Consider the following 26488-nt stretch of genomic DNA (forward strand, 5'->3'; position numbering starts at 1 on the left):
GTGCGCGAATGTTTGCCGGTTGGCGGTTAGCGAACGTCGACCGGAACGAAAAAAGTGTCACCCGTTGTAGAACGCATGCTGGCAGAATTCGACAATCGAACCTGACAAAAAGCTTTCATGAACGACCTCGTGACCCTTGTGCAGGACCCGGCCGCCTGGGCAGCCCTTGCGACGCTGATCGCAATGGAGGTTGTGCTCGGCATCGACAACCTGCTGTTCATCTCGATCCTCACCAACAAGCTCCCCGCCGCGCATCGGGAAAATGCGCGGCGCATCGGGATCGGGCTCGCGCTCGTGATGCGCCTCGTGCTGCTCGCGACCGTCTCGACCATCGTTCGGATGACGGCCCCTGTGTTCACGTTGTTCGATCACGGGTTCTCATGGCGCGACCTGATCCTCGTCGCAGGCGGCTTGTTCCTTGTCTGGAAATCGACGCGCGAAATCCATCATCACATCGCGGGCGACGATGAACACGAGGCCTCGGGTAGCGACGGCAAACGCGTTCCCGCCGGATTTGTCGCGGCCATCGGCCAGATTCTCGTGCTCGATCTGGTGTTTTCGGTCGACAGCATCATCACCGCGGTCGGCATGACCGAACACATTCCCATCATGTTTGCGGCCGTCATCGTCGCGGTCGGCGTGATGCTGTTCGCGGCCGGACCGCTCGCGAACTTCATCAACCGGAATCCGACCATCGTCATGCTGGCGCTCGGCTTCCTGCTCGTCATCGGTATGACGCTGATCGCCGATGGCTTTGGCACACACGTTCCCAAGGGCTATATTTACGGCGCAATGGCATTCTCCGCACTGGTTGAAGGTCTGAATATGATGTCGCGTCGAGCACGCGCCAAACGTGGGACATCGGGTCACGCATCGAACGACACACCCAGTGGCACGGCAAGCGGAACAAACGGCACACGTCGTCAAACTCCTGACTGAGCGATCAAAATTCGCTACAGCACGCAACCGGCGCGATCGCTCACAGGCGATCGCTTCCCCTCTTGAAACGAACGGAGATCTTCATGGACTGGTACCTGAAAGTGCTCAAGTCGTACGCCGTATTCGAAGGCCGCGCGCGGCGCAAGGAATACTGGATGTTCCTCTTGTTCAATTTCATCGCGACCATGGTGCTGATCTTCGTGGATGTCGCGATCCTGCGCGTGCGATTGCTCTCGAGTCTGTATTCGCTCGCGGTGCTCGTGCCATCGATCGCTGTGGGCGTGCGCCGCTTGCACGATACCGATCGCACGGGCTGGTGGATGCTGGTGATCGTGATCCCTGGCATCGGCTGGATCATCCTGCTCGTGTTGATGGCCATGGAAGGCACGCGCGGCCCTAACCGCTTCGGTCCCGACCCGGTGCAAGAGCCGTTCGCGCTGTCGTATTGAGCGGTGTAAAGACGTCGCACACGGCCTGCCGGGCGCTACGCAGGCCGCGAAACAGCATCGCAGGCCCGGCGCCCGCCAAGGCGTAGCCCCCTATCGCCTTCGCAGTCTTGTGTGGTGTCGCTGGAGTTTGGCGGACAGGTCAGCGACAGTTGACGAGCACGCGCTGCCAGCAACGCTTCGCGCGTCACAACACACATAAAGACACTGCGTCGCATGAAAAGGCATGCCACAATGCCTCCCGCTTACAAACATAAACATGTTTAGTTTCAGGAGGCTGTCGTGGTACAGGGGATCGCACGTTTCTTCACTCAAGTTGTTCATCGTTTTCTGCCCGATCCGCTGATCTTTGCGATTCTGCTCACGCTCGTGACGATCGGACTGGCATTGGGACTCACACCGCATTCGCCATCCGATCTCGTGCTCATGTGGGGTTCGGGGTTCTGGAACCTGCTCGCCTTCTCGATGCAGATGGCGATGATTCTCGTGACCGGACACGCGCTCGCTTCGTCGGGGCCTGTGAAACGCGGACTCGCCGCGCTCGCAGGCGCCGCTCGCACGCCGGGTCAGGCCGTCATGCTCGTCGCGCTGCTCGCGGCCATCGCATGTGCCATCAACTGGGGCTTCGGCCTCGTGCTCGGTGCGATGTTTGCACGCGAGGTCGCGCGCCGCGTCAAGGGCACGGACTATCGTCTGCTCGTCGCGGCAGCCTATATGGGCTTCCTGACGTGGCACGGTGGCTTGTCGGGTTCGGTGCCGCTCGTTGCCGCAACGAAGGGCAACCCGATGGAAAAGGTCATCGGCCTGATTCCGGTTTCGCAAACGATCTTCACCGGATATAACGCATTCATCACGATCGGCCTGATCGTCATGCTGCCGATCCTGACGCGCCTGATGATGCCGCGCCCCGACGAAGTCGTGTCAGTCGACCCGGCGCTGCTCGTCGACGAACCCAACGAAGAGCGCAAGCTCGGTCCGGACGCGACGTTCGCGGAACGCATCGAGGAAAGCCGTATTCTGTCGATCGTCGTCGCGCTGCTGATCGCGGGCTATCTCAGCGTGCGTTTCTCGACGAAGGGTTTCAGCCTCGATATCGACACGGTCAATATCGTGTTCCTCGGCGTCGGCATCCTGCTGCACAAGACCCCGATGGGCTATGCGCGCGCCGTCGGCAAGGCGGCCCGCGGCACCGCCGGCATCATGATCCAGTTCCCGTTTTATGCGGGCATTCAGGCCACGATGGACCACTCCGGCCTGGCAGGCATCATCACGAACTGGTTTATCGACATCTCGAACGTTCACACCTTCCCGCTGCTGGCTTTCCTCAGTTCGGCCGTGATCAACTTCGCGGTGCCCTCGGGCGGTGGCCACTGGGTGGTGCAAGGCCCGTTCGTCATGCCGGCCGCAAAGGCATTGGGCGCGGATCTCGGCAAATCGGCCATGGCCATTGCCTACGGGGAAGCGTGGACCAATATGGCTCAGCCGTTCTGGGCCCTGCCCGCGCTGGCGATTGCGGGCCTGGGCGTGCGCGACATCATGGGGTATTGCGTGACCGCGCTGCTGTTCTCAGGTGCGATCTTCGTTGCCGGTATGTATTTGTTCTAGGCACAGTTCGTAGCAGCGACCCGCGGCGCCGAGGCTCATGGAAATGACCTTGTGCGCCGAGTGATCTGTGACAACACGAAATCAAGAGATCAAGAGATCGATCGACCTTCAGACATGGCTTCACTTGCCGGATAACAAAAAGCCTCGTCAGCGATGACGAGGCTTTTTGCTTTGATGCACGGGCTGCCGTTACGGTCGACGCGTGAACCGGATGAACCCTGTGCGGTCGATCACGTCACTACCGCACATCCGGCATCACACTTCCATCGCGCCCGTTTCAGACGAGGCCGCGCCCCGCGAGCCGCCCAGTACCGCGCGCAACTTGCTGCGGTCCAGTTCTTTTTCCCACGACGACACGACGACGGTTGCCACACCATTGCCGACGATATTCGTCAGCGCACGGCACTCGGACATAAAGCGATCGATGCCGAGGATCAGCACCATGCCCGTGAGCGGAATCGTCGGCACCACGGCGAGCGTTGCCGCGAGCGTGATAAAGCCCGCGCCCGTCACCCCGCTGGCGCCCTTCGATGTCAGCATCGCAACGGCAAGCAACGTCAGTTGCTGGCCCAGCGACAGATCCGTATTGGTCGCCTGCGCGATAAACACGACCGCCATGGTCATGTAGATATTCGTGCCGTCGAGGTTGAACGAATACCCCGTCGGAACCACCAGGCCCACCACCGAACGCGAGCAGCCGAGCTTCTCGAGTTTCTGCATCAGTTGCGGCAGTGCGGCTTCCGACGAACTCGTGCCGAGCACGATCAGCAACTCTTCCTTGATGAACGACACGAAACGCACAATGCTGAAGCCCGTCATTCTCGCAACCGTACCGAGCACGACGAGCACAAACACGATCGACGTCAGATAGAACGTGCCGATCAGCTTGAGCAACGGCACCAGCGAGCCAACGCCGTACTTGCCGATCGTAAAGGCCATCGCACCGAACGCGCCGATCGGCGCGAGCTTCGTGATGATGCCGACGATCTTGAACAACGCATGCGACGTCGAATCGATCAGATCCGTCAACGGCTTGGCACGCTCGCCCGAAGCACCCAGCACGACGCCGAACAGAATGGCGATCAGCAGGATCTGCAGGATCTCACCCTGGGCGAACGCATCGAAAATCGTGTTCGGGATGATGTGCATCAGGAAGTCGACGGTCGACTGCCCATGCGCTTTTTCGGCGAAGCTCGCGACCGCCTTGCCGTCCAGCGTGGCGGGGTCGACATTGAAGCCCGCGCCCGGCTTGAGCACGTGCGTCGCGATCAAGCCCAGCACAAGCGCGAACGTCGAGACTACTTCGAAGTACAGCAAGGCCTTGCCGCCGACGCGGCCCACCTTCTTGACGTCCTGCATGCCGGCAATGCCGGAGACGACCGTACAGAAGATGATCGGGCCGATGACCATCTTGATCAGCTTGATGAATGCATCGCCAAGCGGCTTGGCGTCGATGGCAATCGAGGGATAGAAGTGGCCAAGCAGGACGCCCGCGATGATCGCGACGATCACCTGGACGTAGAGCACTTTATGGATGGGCTTTTTCACGCGCGTCTCCGGATATGGTTATGTCCCTGTCGGGGCGTGGCGAGTGAATTGCAAGGTCGATGCCAGTTGCGATGCCTCGGCAAAGCCTTGTCCGGCAAGGGTTTGAGCGGAATGCATCCCCTGTGGCGTCCGGGATTCCGGAAATCCGTCAAAGGGCGCTCCGGATTTCCGGAAGGCGGTCCGCATGGACACGACCGGTATGGGCGGCGCTCCGTCGAACCGTATGCGCGCCCGGTCATCGCACGAACGGATCCTCGCTCGACGCGGGCTGTTGCACATTCGCAGCCGCGCCTCGCCGATCATGCGACGCAGGCGCTCAAACGGATGCCCGCACGCTATGATCCGGGTGAATCGACATCGCGCCTTCCCATGCATCCTTGATGAAGTACCGCACCCTGCTACCGCTGGCCGCACTCGGCATCGCCATGGCGCTGGCCTGCTCGGCCGTGTGGACCGTGACGCGCGAGCACGGCATCGAAAATTTGCGGCGCGGCGCGGCGGCACGTCTCGAGCGCAATATCGGCACGCTCAAGAGCACGCTCGACCGCTACGAATACCTGCCCTATCTGCTGTCGTTGCATCCGTACGTGCAGGACGCATTGGTGTCACCCAATGCGGCGTCGATCGATCGCGCGAATCGCTACCTGACCGACCTCAACGACCACGCGCGCGCGACGGTCACCTATATCGTGCGCGCCGACGGACGTTGTATCGCCGCGAGCAACTGGAATACGTCGGGCAGCTTTATCGGTCAGGACTATCGGTTCCGACCTTACTTCGTCGATGCACATAACGGCGGCGTGGGCCGGTTCTTCGGCATTGGCACGATCTCGCGCGAACCGGGTTACTACATTTCGCAGCCGGTCTATCGCGACAAACAACTGGTCGGCGTTGCGGTCGTCAAGCTCAACCTTGAATGGTTCCAGCATGCCGACGAATCCGAGCCGATGATGGTCGCCGATGATCACGGCGTGATCTTTCTGTCGTCGAACCCTGCGTGGAAATACCGCACGCTCTCGGCGGTTGCACCGTCCACGCTCAATGCGATCCGCGATGTGCGCCAATATGCGCAGGAGCCGCTTGCTCCGCTTGCGATCAATGTGACCGATCGTCTTGCTGACAATGCGCAAGTCGTGCACGTCGGTGAACGACCGCTTGCCCGCGCCTACCTCGCAACGCATCGCTATCTCGCCGACCCTGCCTGGCAATTCGTCAGCATGGCGCCGATGACCAATGTCGAGCGCGACGCGGCGAACGCATCGGTGGTCACGGCCTTCGGATTGATTTCGCTTGCGCTGCTTTTGTTCTACATGCGAATGCGGCGTGCGCGTGCCGTCGAGACGGCACTGAGCCGGGCGCGGCTGCAGCACGCATATGCGCAGTTGAATCGTCGTGTCGAGGAGCGCACTGCGGATCTGTCGGCGGCGAACGAGCGCCTGACTTCCGAAGTCGCCGAGCGCACACGGGCCGAACACGAGCTGCGTGCGGCGCAAGCTGAGCTGATACAGGCCAGCAAGCTTGCGGCGCTCGGACAAATGGCGGCCGGCATCACGCACGAACTCAACCAGCCGCTGACGGCCTTGCGCAGTTTTTCGGACAACACGCGCGTTCTGCTCGAGCGCGGACGGTACGATGCGGCGGCGGACAATCTGGCGGCGATTGCGTCACTGACCGAGCGCATGGGCCGCATCACGAATCAGCTCAAGCTGTTTGTCGGCAAGGCGCGGCCGATGATGTCCGACGCATCGCTGTCTGCGGTGTTGCGCAATGTGCTCGTGGTGCTCAAGCCGCGGCTTGACGGGATCGCACTCGACAGTCCCCAAGTGCCGGACGCCGGCGCTGCAGGACCCGACTCGCCACTGCGCGTGCATGGAGAAGGCCTGCGTCTTGAACAGGTGCTGATCAACATTCTTGGCAACGCACTCGACGCGTTGAAGGGTCGCCCGTCACCGCACATTGCGATCGACGTTCAGGCCGATTCGGCCCATGTCACGCTGACCATCGACGACAACGGTCCGGGGATGCCGGAAGATGTATTGCCGCACGTGTTCGAGCCGTTTTACACGACCAAGGACATCGGCGATGGCCTGGGCCTCGGTCTCGCGATTTCGTCGTCGATATTGCGCGACTGCGGCGGCACGCTGTCTGCAAGCAACCGGCCCGAAGGCGGAGCACGGTTTGTGGTGGTATTGCGCCGCTCCGACGGCGCTCAGGGGATCGAATCATGAAGGAAGTCAGGCAGGTACTTGTCGTCGAAGACGATGAACTCGTGCGACTGTCGAGCGTGCAGAGCCTGCAGCTCGCCGATTTCGACGCGACGGGCGTGGGTTCGGCCGAAGAGGGTCTCGCGCGAATCGAACTTGCACCGATTGGCGCGATCGTCAGCGACGTGCGCCTGCCGGGTATGAGCGGGCTCGATCTGCTCGAGCAATGCCGCGCTCAGCGCCCCGACCTCCCGGTGATCCTCATGACGGGTCATGGCGATATTTCGATGGCGGTCAGCGCGATGCGGCACGGCGCGTACGACTTTATCGAAAAGCCGTTTGCATCGGAACGACTGGTCGAGACGGTGCGCCGCGCGCTCGAGCACGGCCAGCTCGTCCATGAGAACCGCGCGCTGCGCAGCGCGCTCGCGAGCGAGCGCACGCTGACCACGCGCATCATCGGCCGCAGCCCTTCTATCGAACAGGTACGGCGCCTGATCGCCAATGTCGGCCCGACGGATGCGCCGGTGCTCATCAATGGCGACACCGGCTCTGGCAAAGAACTCATCGCACGCAGCCTGCATGAGTCATCGAGCCGCAGCGAGAAACCGTTTCTCGCAGTGAACTGCGCGGCATTGCCGGAGACGATGTTCGAGTCGGAAATGTTCGGCTATGAGGCCGGCGCGTTTACAGGCGCGGCCAAGCGCAGGATCGGCAAGATCGAACACGCGTCGGGCGGCACGTTGTTTCTCGACGAGATCGAAAGCATGCCGCTCGCACTTCAGGCGAAGCTGCTGCGCGTGCTTCAGGAAGGCACGCTCGAGCGGCTCGGTTCGAATCAGCCGATTCGGGTCGATTGCCGGATCGTTGCGGCCGCCAAGGGCGATATGGAGGAACACATCACGCAGGGTCGATTCCGGCGCGATCTGTTTTACCGGCTCAATGTCGTGACGATCGCGTTGCCGCCGCTTGCCGAACGGCGCGAAGATATCGTGCCGCTGTTCGAATCGTTTGTCCTCGATGCAGCGGTGCGTTATGGACGGGCGGCGCCCGCGCTGACACCCGTATTTGCGCATGCATTGATGCAGCGCTCGTGGCCCGGCAATCTCCGCGAGCTACGCAATGCCGCCGATCGTTTCGTACTCGGCATTGAGGAGTCGACTCAAGGTGTGGAGACCGATATCGATCAGGGTTCGGCTGACTCGCTCAAAGATCGCATCGAACAATTCGAGCGTGCGGTGATCGCCGACACCCTGACACGATGTGGCGGCGTCGTCGCGGTCACGGCGGAACGGCTGCAGGTCGGCAAGGCCACGTTGTACGAAAAGATCAAACGGTACGGACTGGCTGGCGCGAGCGATTCGATTCAGCCTTGAAGCAAAGCCTGGATGGCACTCACGCAAAATGCCACTCGGCTTCGATCGATGCACCGACTTCAAGCCATTCACCCTCGCCCTTGATCGCGATGGCATTTTGCCCAAACGTCAGGCCCCCTCCGACGAGCGCATTGGCGCGATACGTCGCGAGCGTATCGAGCGGTTCGTGCGGCCAGTGAGGGTCACGCGTGCCGTCGGCCTGATTGATGGTCGGAATCGGACAACGCGCACAGGGTTTCGAGAGTCGAAGCACGATCGATTGCGCCTCGCCGATGGCCAGCGTCTCGATAAAGTCTTCGTCGTAGGCTTCGAGTCCCGACACGACGACATTGGGGCGAAAACGATTCATCGGGATCGCCGGAGCACCCTTCGCATTGAGTCGGGCATTTAGCTCATCCAATGAACTCTGTCCCGTCACAAGAATGGGAAAGCCGTCGGCGAACTGCGTGACCGAGTCGTATTCTCCCGTCCACTTCTTGCTGACCCGACGGCTGAAGCTGCGGTCGAATCGTACGAGACGCAGTGTCGAATCAAAACGTTGCGAAAACCATTGCGACGCCGCGTCGCCTTCATCCATTGCGCCGAACGCGTCGTCCCAAACGCTGACGACGCGGCGTGATGCAGCGGCTCGCGGTTCAAGCGGGAGCTCGAGGTCGGGCATGCCATCCGTGCGGACCACAAGCGTGTCGCCCTCGAAGCTCGGAATGACGCAAGCCATGTCGGGGTACGTGCGCTGCGTGACGAAGCCGTCGTTAACGTCGACGACCATCCAGTGGCGATCCCACTCGAGTCCCCATGGCGTGATCTTCGCGCGGTCGAGCGACAGGCCCGCACAGGATTTGATCGGATAGATATTGAGGCCGGTCAGCGTCGGCATAAGCGGTTATCGTCCAGCACAGAGTGATCGTATACGTGAAGAGGGTCGCATCTCTGCATTGTTTCGACAAGTGCGCGTGATGCAGGTGGGTGCATGCTGGGGGCGCTCGCAAATCGAATACAGGAGTCGATATGGATACCCCATCCGTGTCCGCGCAAACGCCGGTGTTGCACTTGCCCTTGCGCCGGGCGCCACCCCCGACCGTCGCAGGCCGTGCCTGCGCGTTCATGCGGAACATCACCACGATTCGAAATGCCACCGCGCTGGCACTCGCCGCGTGCGCAGCCGTCGTGGGTTGGACAACGATCGAAACGGCTACGGCACTGAGCCTGCGAACGGATGAATCGACGGCAGCCCCCGCGGTGACTGCGGGAATTGTGCTCGGCGCGGCGGGCGGCGCGGTCAGCGCCACCTTGGCTGCGTTCGCGATGCATATCGCCCAGATCATCCCGTGCGCCCTGCCGTCTCCGATCGCCGTGGCCTACGCAACGGGTGCCGGAATGGTGATGGGCAGCGCGGCAGGCGGGGGAGCGGCCTATGCTCAATGGCTCGAACTTGCGGAGGCCATCGGTGGCACAACGACGCCCTGGCGAGGCGGCGTCGTTGACGACGGAGGGACATTCAACGCCTCGATGAGCCACCCGATCAGCGGCTCAACGAACCCTTCGATGGACGGGTTCGGGAATGTGCGTTCAACGCCGCATCTGGACTGAACTCGCGCGTTGCGCGGATCGGCTTCGCTGGCGACTTTGCCAAGCGTGCAACGATGGGATTAGCGAGCCGAGCGATCTGCGCAAGTCGATATCCGATGCGGCGGGACAATGGCGTCTCGTCAGATTCAGGAGATGCACGTGCCGTGCCTTAGTTCATCAACAAGCGTGTCGTCGACCTACTACGCTTATCCGCTCAATCTGAATCCGTTTTCCGGCGGAGATTCGTCGGAACCCGGCCGCGTTTCGCAACGAGGAAGTTATCCGTCGCAACTCGACCCGTTTTCCGAAGACCGTGCGGGTGAGGACTATCCCCCCGAGCGCAATCCCTTTCTTGCCGACAACCTCAACACCGTTGAATGCGCCCCAGGCTCCGGATCACGTCGCTGGCAAAATCTAGCTCGGGCGAGCGATGGGCAACGACCACCCAAGTCGGCTACGGGCTCGATCGGGGGCGCATTTTGTCATGGTTTTTCGGGGGCGCTCCTCGCTATCACGGGTGGTGCCAGCGCAGGCGTCGCGGGGATCATTCCCCACGTCGAATGGGGTTTCAACGCGAACGAACAGGTTGCACCGATGATCGGAAGTGCCACAGGTACCGTGGCCGGCGGCATTTTCGGCGCACTTGCGGCGGCGCAATTTCTACGCGCGTTGACCTCGGTCACGCGATCCGAGACCCGTTCTTGCGTCCCGCTGTACCTAGGTGCAATCGTAGGGAGTGCCTGCGGCGCAATGATCACGATCGGAAGCACACTGGCGATCGATCACTACGTACCTGCCGGCGCGTTTGTTTTCGATCAGCCGGCCAATATCACCGGCGCCGACACTGGCGTCGGGATTGGGGTTGGGAACCACACGTACAGTACCGGCGTGTAGCACCTCGCCGCGTCGGGTCGGGTCGGGTCGGGTCGGGTCGATGACCGTCCCGAGTGCCGTGATACCGCGATGCCGCATCAGATCCAACGCACAAAAGCAAAAAGCCCTGCTCGATAGAGCAGGGCTTTCTGGTGTTAAACAGCCTGACGATTACCTACTTTCACACGGGAACCCGCACTATCATCGGCGTGGAGTCGTTTCACGGTCCTGTTCGGGATGGGAAGGGGTGGTACCAACTCGCTGTGGTCATCAGGCATGACTTGTTGCTTAGTAGCGTCGCTACCAAGCCAATCTGAGAAGAAGAATTTTGGGTTGTGAGTGCATCGGGCAAACACACGATACTCACGTCCACGTGGAGGGCAAACACACGTGTTATAGGATCAAGCCTTACGGGCAATTAGTATCAGTTAGCTTAACGCATTACTGCGCTTCCACACCTGACCTATCAACGTCCTGGTCTTGAACGACCCTTCAAGGGGCTCGAAGCCCCAGGGATATCTCATCTTAAGGCGAGTTTCCCGCTTAGATGCTTTCAGCGGTTATCTCTTCCGAACATAGCTACCCGGCGATGCCACTGGCGTGACAACCGGTACACCAGAGGTTCGTCCACTCCGGTCCTCTCGTACTAGGAGCAGCCCCCTTCAAATATCCAACGCCCACGGCAGATAGGGACCAAACTGTCTCACGACGTTTTAAACCCAGCTCACGTACCTCTTTAAATGGCGAACAGCCATACCCTTGGGACCGGCTACAGCCCCAGGATGAGATGAGCCGACATCGAGGTGCCAAACACCGCCGTCGATATGAACTCTTGGGCGGTATCAGCCTGTTATCCCCAGAGTACCTTTTATCCGTTGAGCGATGGCCCTTCCATACAGAACCACCGGATCACTATGACCTGCTTTCGCACCTGCTCGACTTGTCAGTCTCGCAGTTAAGCACGCTTATGCCATTGCACTATCAGCACGATTTCCGACCGTACCTAGCGTACCTTCGTACTCCTCCGTTACGCTTTGGGAGGAGACCGCCCCAGTCAAACTGCCTACCATGCACTGTCCCCGACCCGGATCACGGGCCAAGGTTAGAACCGCAAACAAACCAGGGTGGTATTTCAAGGTCGGCTCCACCGAAACTAGCGTTCCGGTTTCATAGCCTCCCACCTATCCTACACAGATCGGTTCACAGTCCAATGCAAAGCTACAGTAAAGGTTCATGGGGTCTTTCCGTCTAGCCGCGGGTAGATTGCATCATCACAAACACTTCAACTTCGCTGAGTCTCGGGAGGAGACAGTGTGGCCATCGTTACGCCATTCGTGCAGGTCGGAACTTACCCGACAAGGAATTTCGCTACCTTAGGACCGTTATAGTTACGGCCGCCGTTTACCGGGACTTCAATCAAGAGCTTGCACCCCATCATTTAATCTTCCGGCACCGGGCAGGCGTCACACCCTATACGTCCACTTTCGTGTTTGCAGAGTGCTGTGTTTTTATTAAACAGTCGCAGCCACCAGTTTATTGCAACCCTTTCACCCTTTAGGCGCAAGCCTATCAAGCTACAAGGGCGTACCTTATCCCGAAGTTACGGTACCAATTTGCCGAGTTCCTTCTCCCGAGTTCTCTCAAGCGCCTTAGAATACTCATCTCGCCCACCTGTGTCGGTTTGCGGTACGGTCTCGTTAGACTGAAGCTTAGAGGCTTTTCTTGGAACCACTTCCAATTGCTTCGCTTCCGAAGAAGCTCGCGCCACACCCTTGAATTGCGCACCCGGATTTGCCTAAGTGCCTTCTCCAATGCAGCGACCGGGACTTCCAACACCCGGACAACCTTCCGCGATCCGTCCCCCCATCGCATCTAACGACGGTGCAGGAATATTAACCTGCTTCCCATCAGCTACGCATTTCTGCCTCGCCTTAGGGGCCGACTCACCCTACGCCGATGAACGTTGCGTAGGAAACCTTGGGCTTACGGCGAGGGGGCCTTTCACCCCCTTTATCGCTACTCATGTCAGCATTCGCACTTCCGATACCTCCAGCACCCTTTACAAGGCACCTTCGCAGGCTTACGGAACGCTCTCCTACCATGCGTGCAAGCACGCATCCGCAGCTTCGGTGACTGGCTTAGCCCCGTTACATCTTCCGCGCAGGACGACTCGATCAGTGAGCTATTACGCTTTCTTTAAAGGGTGGCTGCTTCTAAGCCAACCTCCTGACTGTTTTAGCCTTCCCACTTCGTTTCCCACTTAGCCAATCTTGGGGACCTTAGCTGGCGGTCTGGGTTGTTTCCCTCTTGACGTCGGACGTTAGCACCCGACGTCTGTCTCCCGTGATTGCACTCTTCGGTATTCGGAGTTTGCTATGGCGAAGTAATCCGCAATGGACCCTTCAACCATGACAGTGCTCTACCCCCGAAGGTGATACACGAGGCACTACCTAAATAGTTTTCGGAGAGAACCAGCTATTTCCGGATTTGTTTAGCCTTTCACCCCTATCCACAGCTCATCCCCTAATTTTTCAACATTAGTGGGTTCGGACCTCCAGTACGTGTTACCGCACCTTCATCCTGGCCATGGATAGATCATCCGGTTTCGGGTCTACGCCCTGCAACTATGCGCCCTATTCGGACTCGCTTTCGCTACGCCTTCCCTACTCGGTTAAGCTCGCTACAGAACGTAAGTCGCTGACCCATTATACAAAAGGTACGCCGTCACCCGTTTCCAGGCTCCGACTGTTTGTATGCATGCGGTTTCAGGATCTATTTCACTCCCCTCCCGGGGTTCTTTTCGCCTTTCCCTCACGGTACTGGTTCACTATCGGTCGATCACGAGTATTTAGCCTTGGAGGATGGTCCCCCCATCTTCAGACAGGATTTCACGTGTCCCGCCCTACTTGTCGTACACCTAGTTCTTTCATACTGTTTTCGCCTACGGGGCTATCACCCACTATGGCCGCACTTTCCAGAGCGTTTGGCTAACAATACAAATAAAGAGTACAGGCTGATCCCATTTCGCTCGCCACTACTTTGGGAATCTCGGTTGATTTCTTTTCCTGCGGCTACTTAGATGTTTCAGTTCACCGCGTTCGCTTCACATGACCTATGTATTCAGTCATGGATGACCCAAGAGGGCCGGGTTTCCCCATTCGGACATTTGTGGATCAAAGCTCGTTTGCCAGCTCCCCACAACTTTTCGCAGGCTACCGCGTCCTTCATCGCCTGTGATCGCCAAGGCATCCACCACATGCACTTGTTCGCTTGACCCTATAACGCGTATGTCTGCCATGAACAGCAGACCACGTTATAAGAATTGAGTTTTCGCGTTTGCCGTATTCCAAGTGACTTTAAGATCACTTAAATACATTTGATACAATCACAACCCATCTACCTTCCACACACCATCTCAAGTGCGTTTCCAATAGACAAATTCTTCTTCTAGATTGTTAAAGAGCAATCACGGCTCCGATATTCCGGTTCCGTGTTAAACAGCCAATAAGTGTGAGCGCTCAACAGTTGATGCGAGCTCTGGAAAGGAGGTGATCCAGCCGCACCTTCCGATACGGCTACCTTGTTACGACTTCACCCCAGTCATGAATCCTACCGTGGTGACCGTCCTCCTTGCGGTTAGACTAGCCACTTCTGGTAAAACCCACTCCCATGGTGTGACGGGCGGTGTGTACAAGACCCGGGAACGTATTCACCGCGGCATGCTGATCCGCGATTACTAGCGATTCCAGCTTCATGCACTCGAGTTGCAGAGTGCAATCCGGACTACGATCGGTTTTCTGGGATTAGCTCCCCCTCGCGGGTTGGCAACCCTCTGTTCCGACCATTGTATGACGTGTGAAGCCCTACCCATAAGGGCCATGAGGACTTGACGTCATCCCCACCTTCCTCCGGTTTGTCACCGGCAGTCTCCCTAGAGTGCTCTTGCGTAGCAACTAAGGACAAGGGTTGCGCTCGTTGCGGGACTTAACCCAACATCTCACGACACGAGCTGACGACAGCCATGCAGCACCTGTGTTACGGCTCTCTTTCGAGCACCCCCACCTCTCAGCAGGGTTCCGTACATGTCAAGGGTAGGTAAGGTTTTTCGCGTTGCATCGAATTAATCCACATCATCCACCGCTTGTGCGGGTCCCCGTCAATTCCTTTGAGTTTTAATCTTGCGACCGTACTCCCCAGGCGGTCAACTTCACGCGTTAGCTACGTTACTAAGGAAATGAATCCCCAACAACTAGTTGACATCGTTTAGGGCGTGGACTACCAGGGTATCTAATCCTGTTTGCTCCCCACGCTTTCGTGCATGAGCGTCAGTATTGGCCCAGGGGGCTGCCTTCGCCATCGGTGTTCCTCCACATCTCTACGCATTTCACTGCTACACGTGGAATTCCACCCCCCTCTGCCATACTCTAGCTTGCCAGTCACGAATGCAGTTCCCAGGTTGAGCCCGGGGATTTCACATCCGTCTTAACAAACCGCCTGCGCACGCTTTACGCCCAGTAATTCCGATTAACGCTCGCACCCTACGTATTACCGCGGCTGCTGGCACGTAGTTAGCCGGTGCTTATTCTTCCGGTACCGTCATCCGCCCCAGATATTAGCTAGAACGTTTTCTTTCCGGACAAAAGTGCTTTACAACCCGAAGGCCTTCTTCACACACGCGGCATTGCTGGATCAGGCTTTCGCCCATTGTCCAAAATTCCCCACTGCTGCCTCCCGTAGGAGTCTGGGCCGTGTCTCAGTCCCAGTGTGGCTGATCGTCCTCTCAGACCAGCTACGGATCGTCGCCTTGGTAGGCCTTTACCCCACCAACTAGCTAATCCGCCATCGGCCGCCCCTATAGCGCGAGGTCCGAAGATCCCCCGCTTTCATCCGTAGATCGTATGCGGTATTAATCCGGCTTTCGCCGGGCTATCCCCCACTACAGGACACGTTCCGATGTATTACTCACCCGTTCGCCACTCGCCACCAGGATTGCTCCCGTGCTGCCGTTCGACTTGCATGTGTAAGGCATGCCGCCAGCGTTCAATCTGAGCCAGGATCAAACTCTTCAGTTCAATACCTGTTACTGTTTTCGGTTCAGTTAAGAACCGGTCGCTCACTCAATGTGCTGACAAGTTTCGATGAATCAAAACTTACCTTTTACAGAGTGTGAGACTTGATAAATACCTTTGCTATACCGTCAATCAGAACAACACCAGCCCGAAGACCGATCCGCTGATCCGACGGTGCATCGCTTATCAAGCGCCCACACTTATCGGCTGTAGATTTTTAAAGATCGTTCGCAAAATCCGCTCAAACTTCACTGCGTTTTCTGCGTCGCTGCGTTTGCAGCAGAGAAGCGAGATTATGTACACCTCACTTCGTTTCGTCAACAAGTTTTTTGCTTTCGCTTCACTTCGTTGACGGCGTTATCGGCTTGAAACCCTTGCCAGATAACGCTTCCCGCCGCACTGCCCAACTTCGCGTCCTGCTCTGCGAAACCTGCGTTGTGCAACGAGGAGGCGAATCTTATTCCCTTCATTCGAGAATGACAAGCAAATGACGCAATATATTTTTTTAAGTAAAAAACACCCTGCAAATACACCCATCCAATCGCCTGACCACGAGCCACCGAAGTCCCTGGAAATACTGACTGCGGGCGACTTCGTGGACGCTCCGGGATTCAGCGCCTGCCTTGTCATATCGATACCCCACCAGGCTGTCCCGCGCCGAAGCCTGCAGGCTTGCGACGAGCAGGCTTTCCGGCACGAAAGCCCTTCGCCCTACCCCTTACATGCAGCACGCCACCCCACAGGCTCCTCCGGGTAGTGCGAACAGTGCAATCTGGCGCATGATGACGGTCCCCCATGATGGAGCCCCTGCATGTCCGGTGACGATCGCACCCCGCCCGAATCCTCCGGTGTGACACCCGAGGCCATCGCCGGCCTCGAAGCCGCGGCCGAGGCATCGCCTCTCGATGCGACACTTCAGATCACGCTCGCCGCGGCCTATGAAACGATAGGCGACCGCGTGAAGGCCGCAGCCGCGCGCCTCGCTGCACTCGCCCTGACCGAACGCAACGCACTCGCGCTGTACAACATTGCGACGGCGTATATGAACCAGGCGCAGTTCCGCGAAGCCGAGCGCTGGTATCGGGTCACGCTGGCGCTGAACCCCAATCTTGCGATCGCCCATCAAAATCTCGCCTCGCTGCTGCGCGAGCGCGGTGAGACCGCCGCAGCCGCCGATCATCTGAAGCGCGCCTACTCGCTACAGGCGGTCTATATCGAGCAAGGCGACGCGCACGCACCGCGCGTGCTGGTCGCCTGTGCCGGCGGAATCGGCAATGTGCCGGTCAAGCACTTGATGCCCGAGCGCCATTACACGCAAATCCGCTACTTCGTAGACTATGCGTCGGAGCGAGACCTCGCTTCGCCGCCGGCCCACGATGTCGTCTTCAATGCCATCGGCGACCCCGATGTGATCGCGCCGGATGATGCGCGCCTCACCGGGCTGCTGGACCACACGCATCGCCCCGTACTGAATCCGCCGGCGCGCGTCGCACGCACGCGGCGCGACCGCCTGCCCGGCCTGCTGGACGGCATGGATGGCGTGCTCGTGCCCGCAGCGAGGCGTATTGAGGGCAACGCAGCATCGCCGACCGCGCAAGCGTTCGAGACCCGATCTGAGTCGATCACCGATTCGCTCGAACGCGACGGACCGCCCTATCCCGTCATCCTCCGGCCGCTGGCTTCGCATGGCGGCGAAGGCGTCGTCCTTGCCCACGATCGCGCAGATACGCAACAGCCCGCGCTGGCGCGGGCCGATTCGGTCTATGCCACGGCATTTCATGACTACCGGTCGGCTGACGGCTACTTCCGCAAGTACCGGATGATCTTTGTCGATCGCGAACCGTATCCGTACCACCTCGCGATTTCAGACCACTGGCTGGTTCACTACTTCTCTGCCGACATGGTCGACAACCCGTGGAAGCTCGAAGAGGAGCGGCGCTTTCTCGCCGATCCCGAAGCGGTGCTGGGCCCACGTGCTTATGAAGCGATTCGCGCGATCGCCTATCGGATCGATCTCGACTATGCGGGCATCGACTTTTCGCTCATGCCCGACGGCGACGTCATCGTGTTCGAGGCGAACGCCACGATGCTGGTGCATCCGGAACCCGCCAACAGTCCGCTCGCGCACAAGAACGTTCAGGTTCAAACGATCGTCGACGCGTTCGCGCGCATGGTTCACAAGGCCGTGAGTTAGCCGCAGGCCACGAAGTCAAACCTGCGGCAGACGCAAGTGCTTGCGAACGACTGAGGGCCGAGCGCTGCGGACGGCAGCCGCTCGGATCTGACGATGCCCTTCGACGGTATCAGCGACGCAAACGCCTGACGGCAAGACAAATGACTGCCTCGACCGCTGACGTTGCGAACGCCCTGCGCTGGCCTGGCGCGCTTACGCCCTTGCCCCAGCGGCCGATGCCTCGGAATGCGACACCTCCGGCGACGCGCTCTGCACGGAAGGCCTCGCGGCGAAGGCCGGCGGCATCGCCGGTTGTTGCGCCTCGAAGCGCACCGGAGCGGGCGGGAAATGCAACTCGAAGCGGATCAGATTCGCCTGCGGGCACGAGGCCTTGGCCGTGCCGCCATGCAGACTCATAATCGCGCGCACGATCGCCAGACCGAGTCCGTTCGATTCCGTGAACTGACTCCGTGCCGAATCACCACGATAGAAGCGGTCGAACAAACGCGCGAGATGCTCGGGTGCGATCGTCTCGCCTTCGTTTTCGACAATGATCGTCGCACCGCTTGCATCCTCGGAGCCGCGCAGACGAATCACGGTGTTCTCGCGCGCATAACGCACCGCGTTGACGACGAGATTGTTGATCGCCCGCCGGCACATCATGGCGTTGGCCGACATTGAGCCGGTCGCTGCAATATCGAACGTCATGCCGCGCTCGTCGGCCGGCCCCTCGAAATACTCGGCGATCTTGCCGAGCTCATCGGCCAGCCCGATCTCGACGCGGTCAATCGCGAGCGCGGCGTGATCGGCATGCGCGAGGAAGAGAATGTTCTCGGCGATATTCTTGAGGCGATTCAGCTCTTCGAGATTCGACTCGAGCACATGCTCGTATTCCTCGGCATCGCGCGTCTTGCCGAGCGTCACCTGCGTTGTACCAATCAACGCACCGATCGGCGTGCGGATCTCATGCGCCAGATCGGCCGAGAACTGTTGCAATCGCTGATACCCATCGGCCAGCCGGTCGAGCATGGCGTTGAACGAATGTGAGAGCAGCCGCAACTCGAGCGGCGCCGACTCGACGCTGAGCCGCACCGACAAGTTCTTCGGCGTGATTTCCGACGCGCGTTCGGCCATGGCCCGAACCGGGGACAAGCCACTGCGAATCAGCAGATAGCCGACCAAAGTCGAGATCACGACAGCAGCGCCGATCGCCGTAAAGATGCGCAGCCGATACGACTCGAGCATCTGCATCTCGTGATTCATCGGATGTCCCGCGATGACCTCGACCAGGTCGCCACCGTCATTCGTCTTCGCGGTCGCCGCGGCCCAGACCATCGGCGTGCCGTTGGGCAGCACATCGTGGAGGACATCACCTCGCGTAAGACCCTGCCCGACCGGCGCGGCATCGAGCTTCGGCACGCGGATATGCGCGGGATTGACCTGAATGAACGGCGCCTCACCCGGCCGACGGAACATCAGCACATCCTGCTCGGCACCCAGCATCGTCTCGAACAACATCGGACGCTGTTCGAGCTGCTTGACCGTAAAGGCGTCGTTGACCAGATGACGATAGTGCTCCGCGCGCCCCGCCGCCTGCGTGACGGCGTGATTCTCGACCCCGGCCTTCGCCGATTGATACAGGTAGCAGCCGAGCATGCTCATGATCGCAAACGCGCTGAGGCTCACGAGCAACGTCGTGCGTGCCGTCAGCGAGAGCGAGCGAAACAGCTTGATCGTGTTCACGCGCCTTCTCCGAACGTGTAGCCAATGCTGCGCACCGTGTGGATCAGCTTCTTCTCGAACGGCTGATCGACCTTGGCGCGCAAGCGCTTGACTGCGACATCGACCACATTGGTGTCGCTGTCGAAATTCATGTCCCAGACTTCCGATGCAATCTGCGTGCGCGACAGCGCCTCACCTTGCCGTTTGACGAGCAGGTGCAGCAGCATGAATTCCTTGTTGGTCAGGGTGATATCGACGCCCTGGCGCGTGACCTTGCGCCGGAGCACGTCGAGCTTGAGATCGGCGAATTCGAAGAAGTCCGCCTCGCGCACGACGCCGCGCCGCAACAGCGTACGCACGCGCAGTACCAGCTCGGTAAACGAAAACGGCTTGACCAGGTAATCGTCGGCGCCGAGTTCGAGGCCGTGAATGCGGTCGTTCACGTGATCGCGCGCGGTCAGAAAAATGACAGGCAGGTCACGCTTGGAGCGCAACGCGCGCATGACTTCCCAGCCATCGATACCCGGCAGCATCACATCGAGAATGACCAGCTCGTACGGATGCTCGAGTGCCATATGCAGCCCGTCGGTGCCCGTGCGAGCGAGATCCACCGCGTAGCCGCTCTCTTTGAGGCCTTTTTTCAGGTAGTCGCCCGTTTTGGGGTCGTCTTCGACAACGAGGATGCTCATGGAATGTCCTGCAAGCCAGTTTTAAGGTGCATTTTAGACCGCGCAACGCGCGGATTTGATTACGTTTTTGTCACCAAGACGTCATGCGTGCGACCCGCGCGCGACCGTAATCTGGGCCCACTTCCCCTTGCCTCCGAGGCCCCCGATGCGCGACTCCGCTTTGCTTTCGCAGCACTCATCGACTGCTCGCCCCGCGACGGTCCAGCCCGCGCGATCAGACCGGAAACGGTCGACGCGCCTGGAAACGGCCCTGGCCTGGATCACGTCGCGCTGGACGACCCGTCTCGTGGCGGTGCCTGTCTTGCTGGCGGGACTCGTCGTGCTGGCCCACGCACAGACCCCGATGTCGATGACGCGCATTCGCGGCACGCTGGTGTCTGTCAGCGGCTCGAGCGTGCATGTTCAGCCCAACGGGGGCGATGCACTTGATGTACGCCTCGAGCAGGATACCCGGGTCGCCCGTGTCTCACAGGCGGACATGGCGGATATCAAGGCCGGCAGCTATGTCGGCACGGCGGCCGTCCCTCAGGCCGACGGCACGCTCAAGGCACTGGAAGTTCATGTCTTCGACGAAAGCATGCGCGGCGCAGGCGACGGCCATCGCCCGTGGGACCTTGGCAATAACGGCTCGATGACCAACGGCACCGTCGGTGACCTCGTCGTGAGCCAGGGCCGCACGCTGACCGTGCGCTACAAGGGTGGAGAGCAAAAGATCTTCGTGCCCAAAAGCGCGCCGATCGTTCGCATCGCACCGGGCGACAAGACATTGCTCACGCCGGGCGCTCACGTGCTGCTCTTTGCACACCGCAACGACGACGGGTCCCTCACCGCGCAGACGATCTCTGTGGGCGAGAAGGGCCTCGTCCCACCGATGTAATACCCCGGCAACACCCCGACGCATTCTTCTGACGTACCCAGCCTAGCGATACCGAACATCATGCCGACCATTCTGCTCATCGAAAGCGACCCGACCTACGGCGCGTCCCTCGCAGGCGCGCTCGAGCGCGACGGCTTTGCCGTCGAATGGAAGCGAGACGGGATCGACGGCCAGGCGGCCGCGCTGACCGGCCGTCATGACCTGATTGCGATCGGCGTGCTGCACCCCGATCTCGACAGCCTCGACACGTTGCTTGCGATCCGCGCGTCCGGGTTACAAGGCCCTGTCGTGCTGCTTGGCGAAGACAGTGTCGAACGCCGCGTGCGGGCGCTGCGCGGCGGGGCCGACGACTACATCGTCAAGCCGTATCACAACGATGAAGTCATCGCACGCTTCGAGGTGCTGCTGCGACGCAGTGGCGGCCTGACCGTCTCGCTGCGCGAAACGACGTTGCGCGTGGGTCCGATCGAACTGGATTTGTTGAGCCGCACGATTCGCTGCGAAAACCGCATGCAGCCGCTGCAGCCCACGGAATTCCGGCTGATGGAGTACATGATGCGCAACTCGGGGCAGACGCTGACGCGCACACGGCTGTTCGAGGCTGTCTGGGGCTATCACTTCAACCCGGGCACGAACATCGTCGACGTGCATGTCGGCCAGTTGCGCAAGAAGATCAAAGGGCTGATTCAGCGCCCCTTGTTAAAGACGGTGCGAGGCGCAGGGTACGCCCTGGGTTAAGCGGAGGCGCAGCGGCCGGTCACGCACCTCGTGTAGCGTTGATCAGCCTGATGCGAAGATCCGAGGCAAACGGTCGGCGAGCCGCGCACGGTCCAGAGCGCGACCGGTCCGGTGCAGATCAAGGCCCGCTCCGGACTCGATGTCCGCGTCAACCGAGCGACAACCGCTCCCACGGTGCACCGCCCGCGCTGGCCTCACCATCCGCAGCGACTTCAGCGCCCACCGACTTCAACGCTTCGGCGTAATCCGGGCGATCGCTCGAAAACCGCCACGCGGGCATCAGCATGGCCGGATCTTCGATCGGCATATCCGCCGCCGCGGCCTGCGCCGCCACGCGTTGCAGTGCAGCCAGCAGCGCACCGCGCTCCGGATGATGCACGGCGAAACCCAGCGTCGAGAACGACGCGATATCCACGCCCAGCTCCTCACACACCTGCGCCTTGAACGGCGCCTCGCGCTGGTCGGCCGCGCGTGAGCTCGCGATATCTTCAGCGACCTGTGCATCGACGATCTGGCCGCCTCGAATAAACGGCGTGGTCGACGACCACGCATGCGGCGGACACATCTTGTGCGCCGGCTGCAATTCGATAAACGGGTTGATTTCCGCCGGGTAGATACGGCACACGAGCGGACGCTCGTGATAGATCCCGCAGCGCATATCGGGAAGCAGATTCGGACAACCTGCTTCGAAGCGCGCGGCCAGCACGACGATCACACGGACCGGCAACGCGCCGCTTTGCGCCGGGAACGACCGCCGGCGCTTGTGCGCGGCGACCAGTTGGTCGGGCGCGGGTTCGCTTTCCCAAGGGATGGCTTCGCAGAGCATCTCGACCTTGCCGCCGCGCTCGAGCCATGCGATCGCTTCCGCAATCGTCAACGGCAGGCGCAGGTCCTGGCAGCAACCGCCGCACTCAGGCAAACATTCGAAATTGAGGGACAAGCCGGGTTCGGCCGGGGCAGCGTCTGCGCGGTGTTCGGAGGTATCGGTCATCGATCGGGGGATATCTGTGCCGTTTGCGCGTGCGCCCCGCTGCCTCAACCGCGGCAGGACGTCGCGTGGCCGCATCATCGAGGTTCGCCCGACGGGTTCGATCGGGCGATCATCGATGCACGAGCCGGCATCTATCTCAGAATTGACTTATGTCAGCGCGGGATCATACGCCGACGCACCGCTTTGTGCGCGCGCCGGACGATGACAAGTTGTGACAGCGTCAGCGGAGCCGTCGAGATCGCCGTCAAGATCGCCAGAAGTGGCGACCGATAAATGGGTTTCCGGCGGCGCGCCATTCGACGCACGCCATCCGTCGACTTTACGCACCGCCGTGACAACGTTCGCCCGGTGATCGGCGCAAGAGGCCGAGACCGGCGAACCGCTCGTCAGTGACCACCAATCCGGGCCAATAAACCGACCCAAAAAACCGACCCAGTAAATCGGACCAACAACCCGGGCCGATAATCCAGCCAACACGCAGCCGATTTCAAATACTCGAATTCAAACTTAATTGGAATACAGCGTGGAATTCAGTCGTTGCAATTCACCGCTTCTTTCAGCTTGAAGCAATTCCTGATAAACCTGTTGGCGGGTTTTAGCGGCCGGTTGCATGGCCTGCGCTTCCTGCATGACCATATTGCCCGACATTGAACTACTTTGAGCGACAGTCGTATCCGTCGCGGGCTGGGCGTCTGCGGCAAACACCGGGGCGGCGGCGACCAGCGTGGCAAGCGCTGCGGCAAGAGTCAAAGCTTTCATGATGCACTCCCTATGCGGTTCGATCCGGCGTCTGCATCCATGAAATTCGTATCGGATCCGATATCGATTCATTTCGCCCGCCGTGAAACCAGTCTATGAGCGGCACCCTGACTCAATTCAAACAAAGGAATGAAAATATTTTAATATTGAATGCACCAATCAAACAGATCAACCAAAATTATTTTTATCCAGGCAATCAATATATAACCAATCACGTGCGCGATTTATTCCCGCCGGATGACACAACGCGCACCGGGCCATGAAAGTTGTTTAACGCACGGCACGGCGTTTTGGGCGACACTGCTTGTTAACGGAAATGGATTGAGATTTGGATTGCGCATCATGACTCGCCCCGACCTGCCCCACCTACGTTCGCGCGAAGCGAGCCCGCTCAAGCGGGACGTCGCCGCGCCCTATCGCTCGCTACCGCCCGTCGTCAAGCGGTTGGCATCGCGCGCGTTACGGTCGCATATGGCATCCGCCATGCGCCCGACCAGCGGATGGCGTGCGCTGACCTACGCACTACTGCTCGCAGCCGGCGCGATGATGTGGCACGCCAGCGCACATGCAGAAGCGGCCGTGACAGCGCCGGCACCCGCCGTAGACGAACCGGCGACCGGTGCACACACCGAGAAAGCCGTGCTCGCGGGCGGCTGCTTCTGGGGCGTGCAAGGCGTGTTCGCGCATGTGAACGGGGTCACGCGCGTGGTCTCGGGCTACTCCGGCGGCAGCCATGGATCGGCAAGCTATGAACGCGTGAGCGAAGGGGATACGGGACATGCCGAATCGGTCGAGATTACGTTCGATCCGACGCAGATCAGCTATGGGCGCTTGCTTCAGGTGTTCTTCTCGGTCGTACAGGACCCGACCTTACGCAACACACAAGGTCCCGACGAAGGCACGCAATACCGTTCGGCGATCTTCCCGGTCAACGATGCGCAAGCCCGTGTGGCATCCGCCTATGTCGCGCAGCTTGGGCAAGCCCATGTCTTCCACGCCCCGATTGCGACCGGTGTCGAGAAGTTCAGGGGCTTCTATGCGGCCGAGGACTACCACCAGGACTACCTGACGCTGCACCCCGACGATCCCTACATCGCGATCAACGACATGCCGAAGATCGCTGAGCTGCACAAGCGTTTCCCGGCGCTCTATCGTCCTGATCCGCTGCTGACGTCGACAGCGTCGCGATAAACGGTCGAAAAACGAGGTTAGTCGAGAAAGGCCGTTCAGCGCAGACGAGAGACCTGTGAGAAGCAACGGTCGGAGACGGGTTCGCCCGGCAAACCCAGGCGCTACCGAGCAAAAGCGTTAACATGCGCGCTTTTCCCGGAGCCCCGCATGACGACCGACATCACCGAAGCTGAAGCGCTCGCGCTCGCGACCCATCGCCACTACAAAGGTGGCCTCTATCGCGTTGTCGGCACCGCGAAGCACTCCGAGACGCTCGAACCGATGGTCGTCTATGAACACCTCTGGCCGCACGAGCGCGGACTCTGGGTGCGGCCCGCCGAGATGTTCCACGGACTGCTTGAAGACGGGACGGTGCGCTTCAAAGCGCTCTGAGCGCTCTGAGCGCTCGCCAATCGCTTTTGTCCTTGCGGCGGCGACGCACGCTGGAAGACGGATAACGCGAGCAAGGGCCACTCGCGCCGATCGCTCGACGCGCAAGCGAAGCTTCATGCATCCGCCCCGCTCGATACGGCACGGGGGAGCCGGGGAACAAAAAGCGCCCGCTGTTTGCCGCTCCCCGAAACCTCACTACGACTTCTTACTCCACGGCGCATTCGCCGACGCACCACTGCCGTCCCGATACGGCTCGATGCCGCGCTCGACGTAAATCTGCTGGATCAGGTCGTAGAGCAGCCCGATATCCGCCGAGTTGTCGCTGAGCCGCGTGCTCATGATCACGGGCGATACGATCGAGGTGTCGTCGAGTTCGCAGTACGCCACATCATCGCGCTTGAGCCGCCGCACCCCGGCCGGCACAAGCGCAACACCCACCCCTGCGGCAACCAGACCCAACGCGGTCTGCAGCTCGTTGACCTCGTGCACGGCTTCCACTTCGAGCCCGCGCTCACGGAACGCCGCGAGCACCTGGTCCGCGTAGCTCGGCCGCGGCTTGCGCGGATAGACGATCAACGGTTCACGCGCCAGCACAGCGAGGCTGAGCGGACTCACGCGTTGAACCAGCGGATGATCGTCGGGCAGCGCCACCATCAGTCGTTCCTCCCGCAGAATCTGCCGCCGCACGGTCGTGTCGTCGATGCGAATCCGCCCGAAGCCCACATCGATCGCGCCGCTGTGCAACGCGTGAAGCTGATCGACCGTCGACAACTCGGTCAGCGTCACCGCCGTCTCGGGCCGCGCCTGCCGGAACCGCCGCACCACCATCGGCAATGCGCCATACAGCGTCGACGGCACGAACCCGATCACGAGCCGCCGCTCGACCTGCGCGATCCGTCGCGTGAGCTTGGGCAAGTCGTCAGTCTGCTCGACGAGCCGGCTCGCGTGCGCGAGAAAGAAGCGCCCCGCCTCCGTCAGCTTGACGGGCCGGCTGCCGCGCTCGAACAACCGCGTACCGACTTCCTCTTCGATCTGCTGGATCTGACGGCTCAACGGCGGCTGCGAAATATTGAGCAGTTCGGCAGCGCGCGTGAAGTTCTGGGTGGTCGCAACGGCCACGAAGTAGCGCAATTGGCGGATGTCCATACGATACCTTCAGGGTATTCAAAGATACGAGAGTGATCTTGGACACGCTTATGTAGCGGTTCCTATCATTAGCTCAACGGTACGAAATCAAAACAATACCTTTTCGAGCAAGACAGATGTACGCCTATCCGACGCGGATGGGAACACGGAAAAACCAAAATGACCGGAGACAACGCGACCCCACGCCTCGTGACGCGGAGT

At 60.2% G+C, this 26488-nt stretch carries 19 protein-coding genes and 3 rRNA genes; 12 read left to right on the forward strand and 10 right to left on the reverse strand.

Features of this window, described 5'->3' with window-relative positions:
* The first annotated feature begins 117 nt into the window (after positions 1-117).
* From ACMFWR_RS14195 to ACMFWR_RS14205, 3 genes are all read left to right on the forward strand, one after another.
* The gene (locus ACMFWR_RS14195) at positions 118-939 is read left to right on the forward strand and encodes a TerC family protein (RefSeq protein ID WP_413192275.1); all 822 of its coding nucleotides are present in this window, start codon (positions 118-120) and stop codon (positions 937-939) included.
* Positions 940-1022: 83 nt separating this feature from the next.
* A complete protein-coding gene (locus tag ACMFWR_RS14200; protein ID WP_413192276.1) occupies positions 1023-1388 on the forward strand; it encodes a DUF805 domain-containing protein in 366 nt (121 codons plus the stop codon).
* A 279-nt stretch (positions 1389-1667) separates the two neighbouring features.
* The gene (locus ACMFWR_RS14205) at positions 1668-2990 is read left to right on the forward strand and encodes a TIGR00366 family protein (RefSeq protein ID WP_413192277.1); all 1323 of its coding nucleotides are present in this window, start codon (positions 1668-1670) and stop codon (positions 2988-2990) included.
* Positions 2991-3245: 255 nt separating this feature from the next.
* Here ACMFWR_RS14205 and ACMFWR_RS14210 read toward each other — a convergent pair whose 3' ends face one another.
* Positions 3246-4538, reverse strand: coding sequence for a dicarboxylate/amino acid:cation symporter (locus ACMFWR_RS14210; RefSeq protein WP_413192278.1), 1293 nt, complete (start codon positions 4536-4538; stop codon positions 3246-3248).
* A gap of 380 nt (positions 4539-4918) precedes the next feature.
* On the opposite strand from ACMFWR_RS14210, the gene ACMFWR_RS14215 reads away from it, so the two are divergent.
* Together ACMFWR_RS14215 and ACMFWR_RS14220 are read left to right on the forward strand one after the other, a co-directional pair.
* Positions 4919-6766, forward strand: a complete 1848-nt coding sequence (locus tag ACMFWR_RS14215; RefSeq protein ID WP_413192279.1) for a sensor histidine kinase — start codon at positions 4919-4921, stop codon at positions 6764-6766.
* Positions 6763-8118, forward strand: coding sequence for a sigma-54-dependent transcriptional regulator (locus tag ACMFWR_RS14220; protein ID WP_413192280.1), 1356 nt, complete (start codon positions 6763-6765; stop codon positions 8116-8118). Before ACMFWR_RS14215 ends, ACMFWR_RS14220 begins: the two co-directional genes overlap by 4 nt.
* Positions 8119-8137: 19 nt before the next feature.
* On the opposite strand, the gene ACMFWR_RS14225 is transcribed toward ACMFWR_RS14220, so the two are convergent.
* Positions 8138-8995: an MOSC domain-containing protein gene (locus tag ACMFWR_RS14225; RefSeq protein WP_413192281.1), complete on the reverse strand. Its 858-nt coding sequence runs from the start codon at positions 8993-8995 to the stop codon at positions 8138-8140.
* Positions 8996-9126: 131 nt separating this feature from the next.
* On the opposite strand from ACMFWR_RS14225, the gene ACMFWR_RS14230 reads away from it, so the two are divergent.
* Together ACMFWR_RS14230 and ACMFWR_RS14235 are read left to right on the forward strand one after the other, a co-directional pair.
* Positions 9127-9708: a hypothetical protein gene (locus tag ACMFWR_RS14230; RefSeq protein ID WP_413192282.1), complete on the forward strand. Its 582-nt coding sequence runs from the start codon at positions 9127-9129 to the stop codon at positions 9706-9708.
* A 138-nt stretch (positions 9709-9846) separates the two neighbouring features.
* Complete coding sequence (locus tag ACMFWR_RS14235) at positions 9847-10581, forward strand: hypothetical protein (RefSeq protein WP_413192283.1); 735 nt, start codon at positions 9847-9849, stop codon at positions 10579-10581.
* 141 nt (positions 10582-10722) lie between these two features.
* Here ACMFWR_RS14235 and rrf read toward each other — a convergent pair.
* The 3 genes from rrf to ACMFWR_RS14250 all read right to left on the reverse strand — a co-directional run bounded on the left by rrf (position 10723) and on the right by ACMFWR_RS14250 (position 15632).
* Positions 10723-10835, reverse strand: a 5S ribosomal RNA gene (gene rrf / locus ACMFWR_RS14240).
* 122 nt (positions 10836-10957) lie between these two features.
* Positions 10958-13836: ribosomal RNA gene (locus ACMFWR_RS14245) — 23S ribosomal RNA — on the reverse strand.
* Between the two features lie 265 nt (positions 13837-14101).
* Positions 14102-15632, reverse strand: a 16S ribosomal RNA gene (locus ACMFWR_RS14250).
* The 16S, 23S and 5S rRNA genes sit together here, the layout of an rRNA operon.
* A gap of 808 nt (positions 15633-16440) precedes the next feature.
* Here ACMFWR_RS14250 and ACMFWR_RS14255 point away from each other — a divergent pair.
* Positions 16441-17823, forward strand: coding sequence for a hypothetical protein (locus ACMFWR_RS14255; RefSeq protein ID WP_413192284.1), 1383 nt, complete (start codon positions 16441-16443; stop codon positions 17821-17823).
* 192 nt (positions 17824-18015) lie between these two features.
* Here the strand turns inward: ACMFWR_RS14255 and ACMFWR_RS14260 are convergent, their stop codons facing one another.
* Entirely contained in the window at positions 18016-19536 is a 1521-nt protein-coding gene (locus ACMFWR_RS14260; protein ID WP_413194901.1) for a heavy metal sensor histidine kinase, read from the reverse strand.
* A 5-nt stretch (positions 19537-19541) separates the two neighbouring features.
* Entirely contained in the window at positions 19542-20213 is a 672-nt protein-coding gene (locus ACMFWR_RS14265) for a heavy metal response regulator transcription factor (protein ID WP_413192285.1), read from the reverse strand.
* A gap of 238 nt (positions 20214-20451) precedes the next feature.
* Between ACMFWR_RS14265 and ACMFWR_RS14270 the strand changes: the two genes are divergently transcribed.
* Positions 20452-21090 carry a hypothetical protein gene (locus ACMFWR_RS14270; protein WP_413194902.1) on the forward strand — a complete coding sequence of 213 codons (639 nt, stop codon included), beginning with the start codon at positions 20452-20454 and terminating at the stop codon, positions 21088-21090.
* A 60-nt stretch (positions 21091-21150) separates the two neighbouring features.
* The gene (locus ACMFWR_RS14275; RefSeq protein WP_413192286.1) at positions 21151-21828 is read left to right on the forward strand and encodes a response regulator transcription factor; all 678 of its coding nucleotides are present in this window, start codon (positions 21151-21153) and stop codon (positions 21826-21828) included.
* A gap of 148 nt (positions 21829-21976) precedes the next feature.
* Here ACMFWR_RS14275 and ACMFWR_RS14280 read toward each other — a convergent pair whose 3' ends face one another.
* Both ACMFWR_RS14280 and ACMFWR_RS14285 read right to left on the reverse strand, forming a co-directional pair.
* The gene (locus tag ACMFWR_RS14280; RefSeq protein WP_413192287.1) at positions 21977-22819 is read right to left on the reverse strand and encodes a YkgJ family cysteine cluster protein; all 843 of its coding nucleotides are present in this window, start codon (positions 22817-22819) and stop codon (positions 21977-21979) included.
* Between the two features lie 507 nt (positions 22820-23326).
* Entirely contained in the window at positions 23327-23578 is a 252-nt protein-coding gene (locus ACMFWR_RS14285; protein WP_413192288.1) for a DUF4148 domain-containing protein, read from the reverse strand.
* 471 nt (positions 23579-24049) lie between these two features.
* Here ACMFWR_RS14285 and msrA point away from each other — a divergent pair, with 471 nt between their 5' ends.
* A complete protein-coding gene (gene msrA / locus ACMFWR_RS14290; protein WP_413194903.1) occupies positions 24050-24769 on the forward strand; it encodes a peptide-methionine (S)-S-oxide reductase MsrA in 720 nt (239 codons plus the stop codon).
* 159 nt (positions 24770-24928) lie between these two features.
* Positions 24929-25141: a DUF1653 domain-containing protein gene (locus ACMFWR_RS14295; protein WP_413194904.1), complete on the forward strand. Its 213-nt coding sequence runs from the start codon at positions 24929-24931 to the stop codon at positions 25139-25141.
* A 195-nt stretch (positions 25142-25336) separates the two neighbouring features.
* Here ACMFWR_RS14295 and ACMFWR_RS14300 read toward each other — a convergent pair whose 3' ends face one another.
* Complete coding sequence (locus tag ACMFWR_RS14300) at positions 25337-26287, reverse strand: LysR family transcriptional regulator (protein WP_413192289.1); 951 nt, start codon at positions 26285-26287, stop codon at positions 25337-25339.
* Positions 26288-26488 lie beyond the last annotated feature (201 nt).

It is taken from the genome of Pararobbsia alpina (assembly GCF_965118125.1).
Lineage (GTDB): Bacteria > Pseudomonadota > Gammaproteobacteria > Burkholderiales > Burkholderiaceae > Pararobbsia > Pararobbsia alpina_A.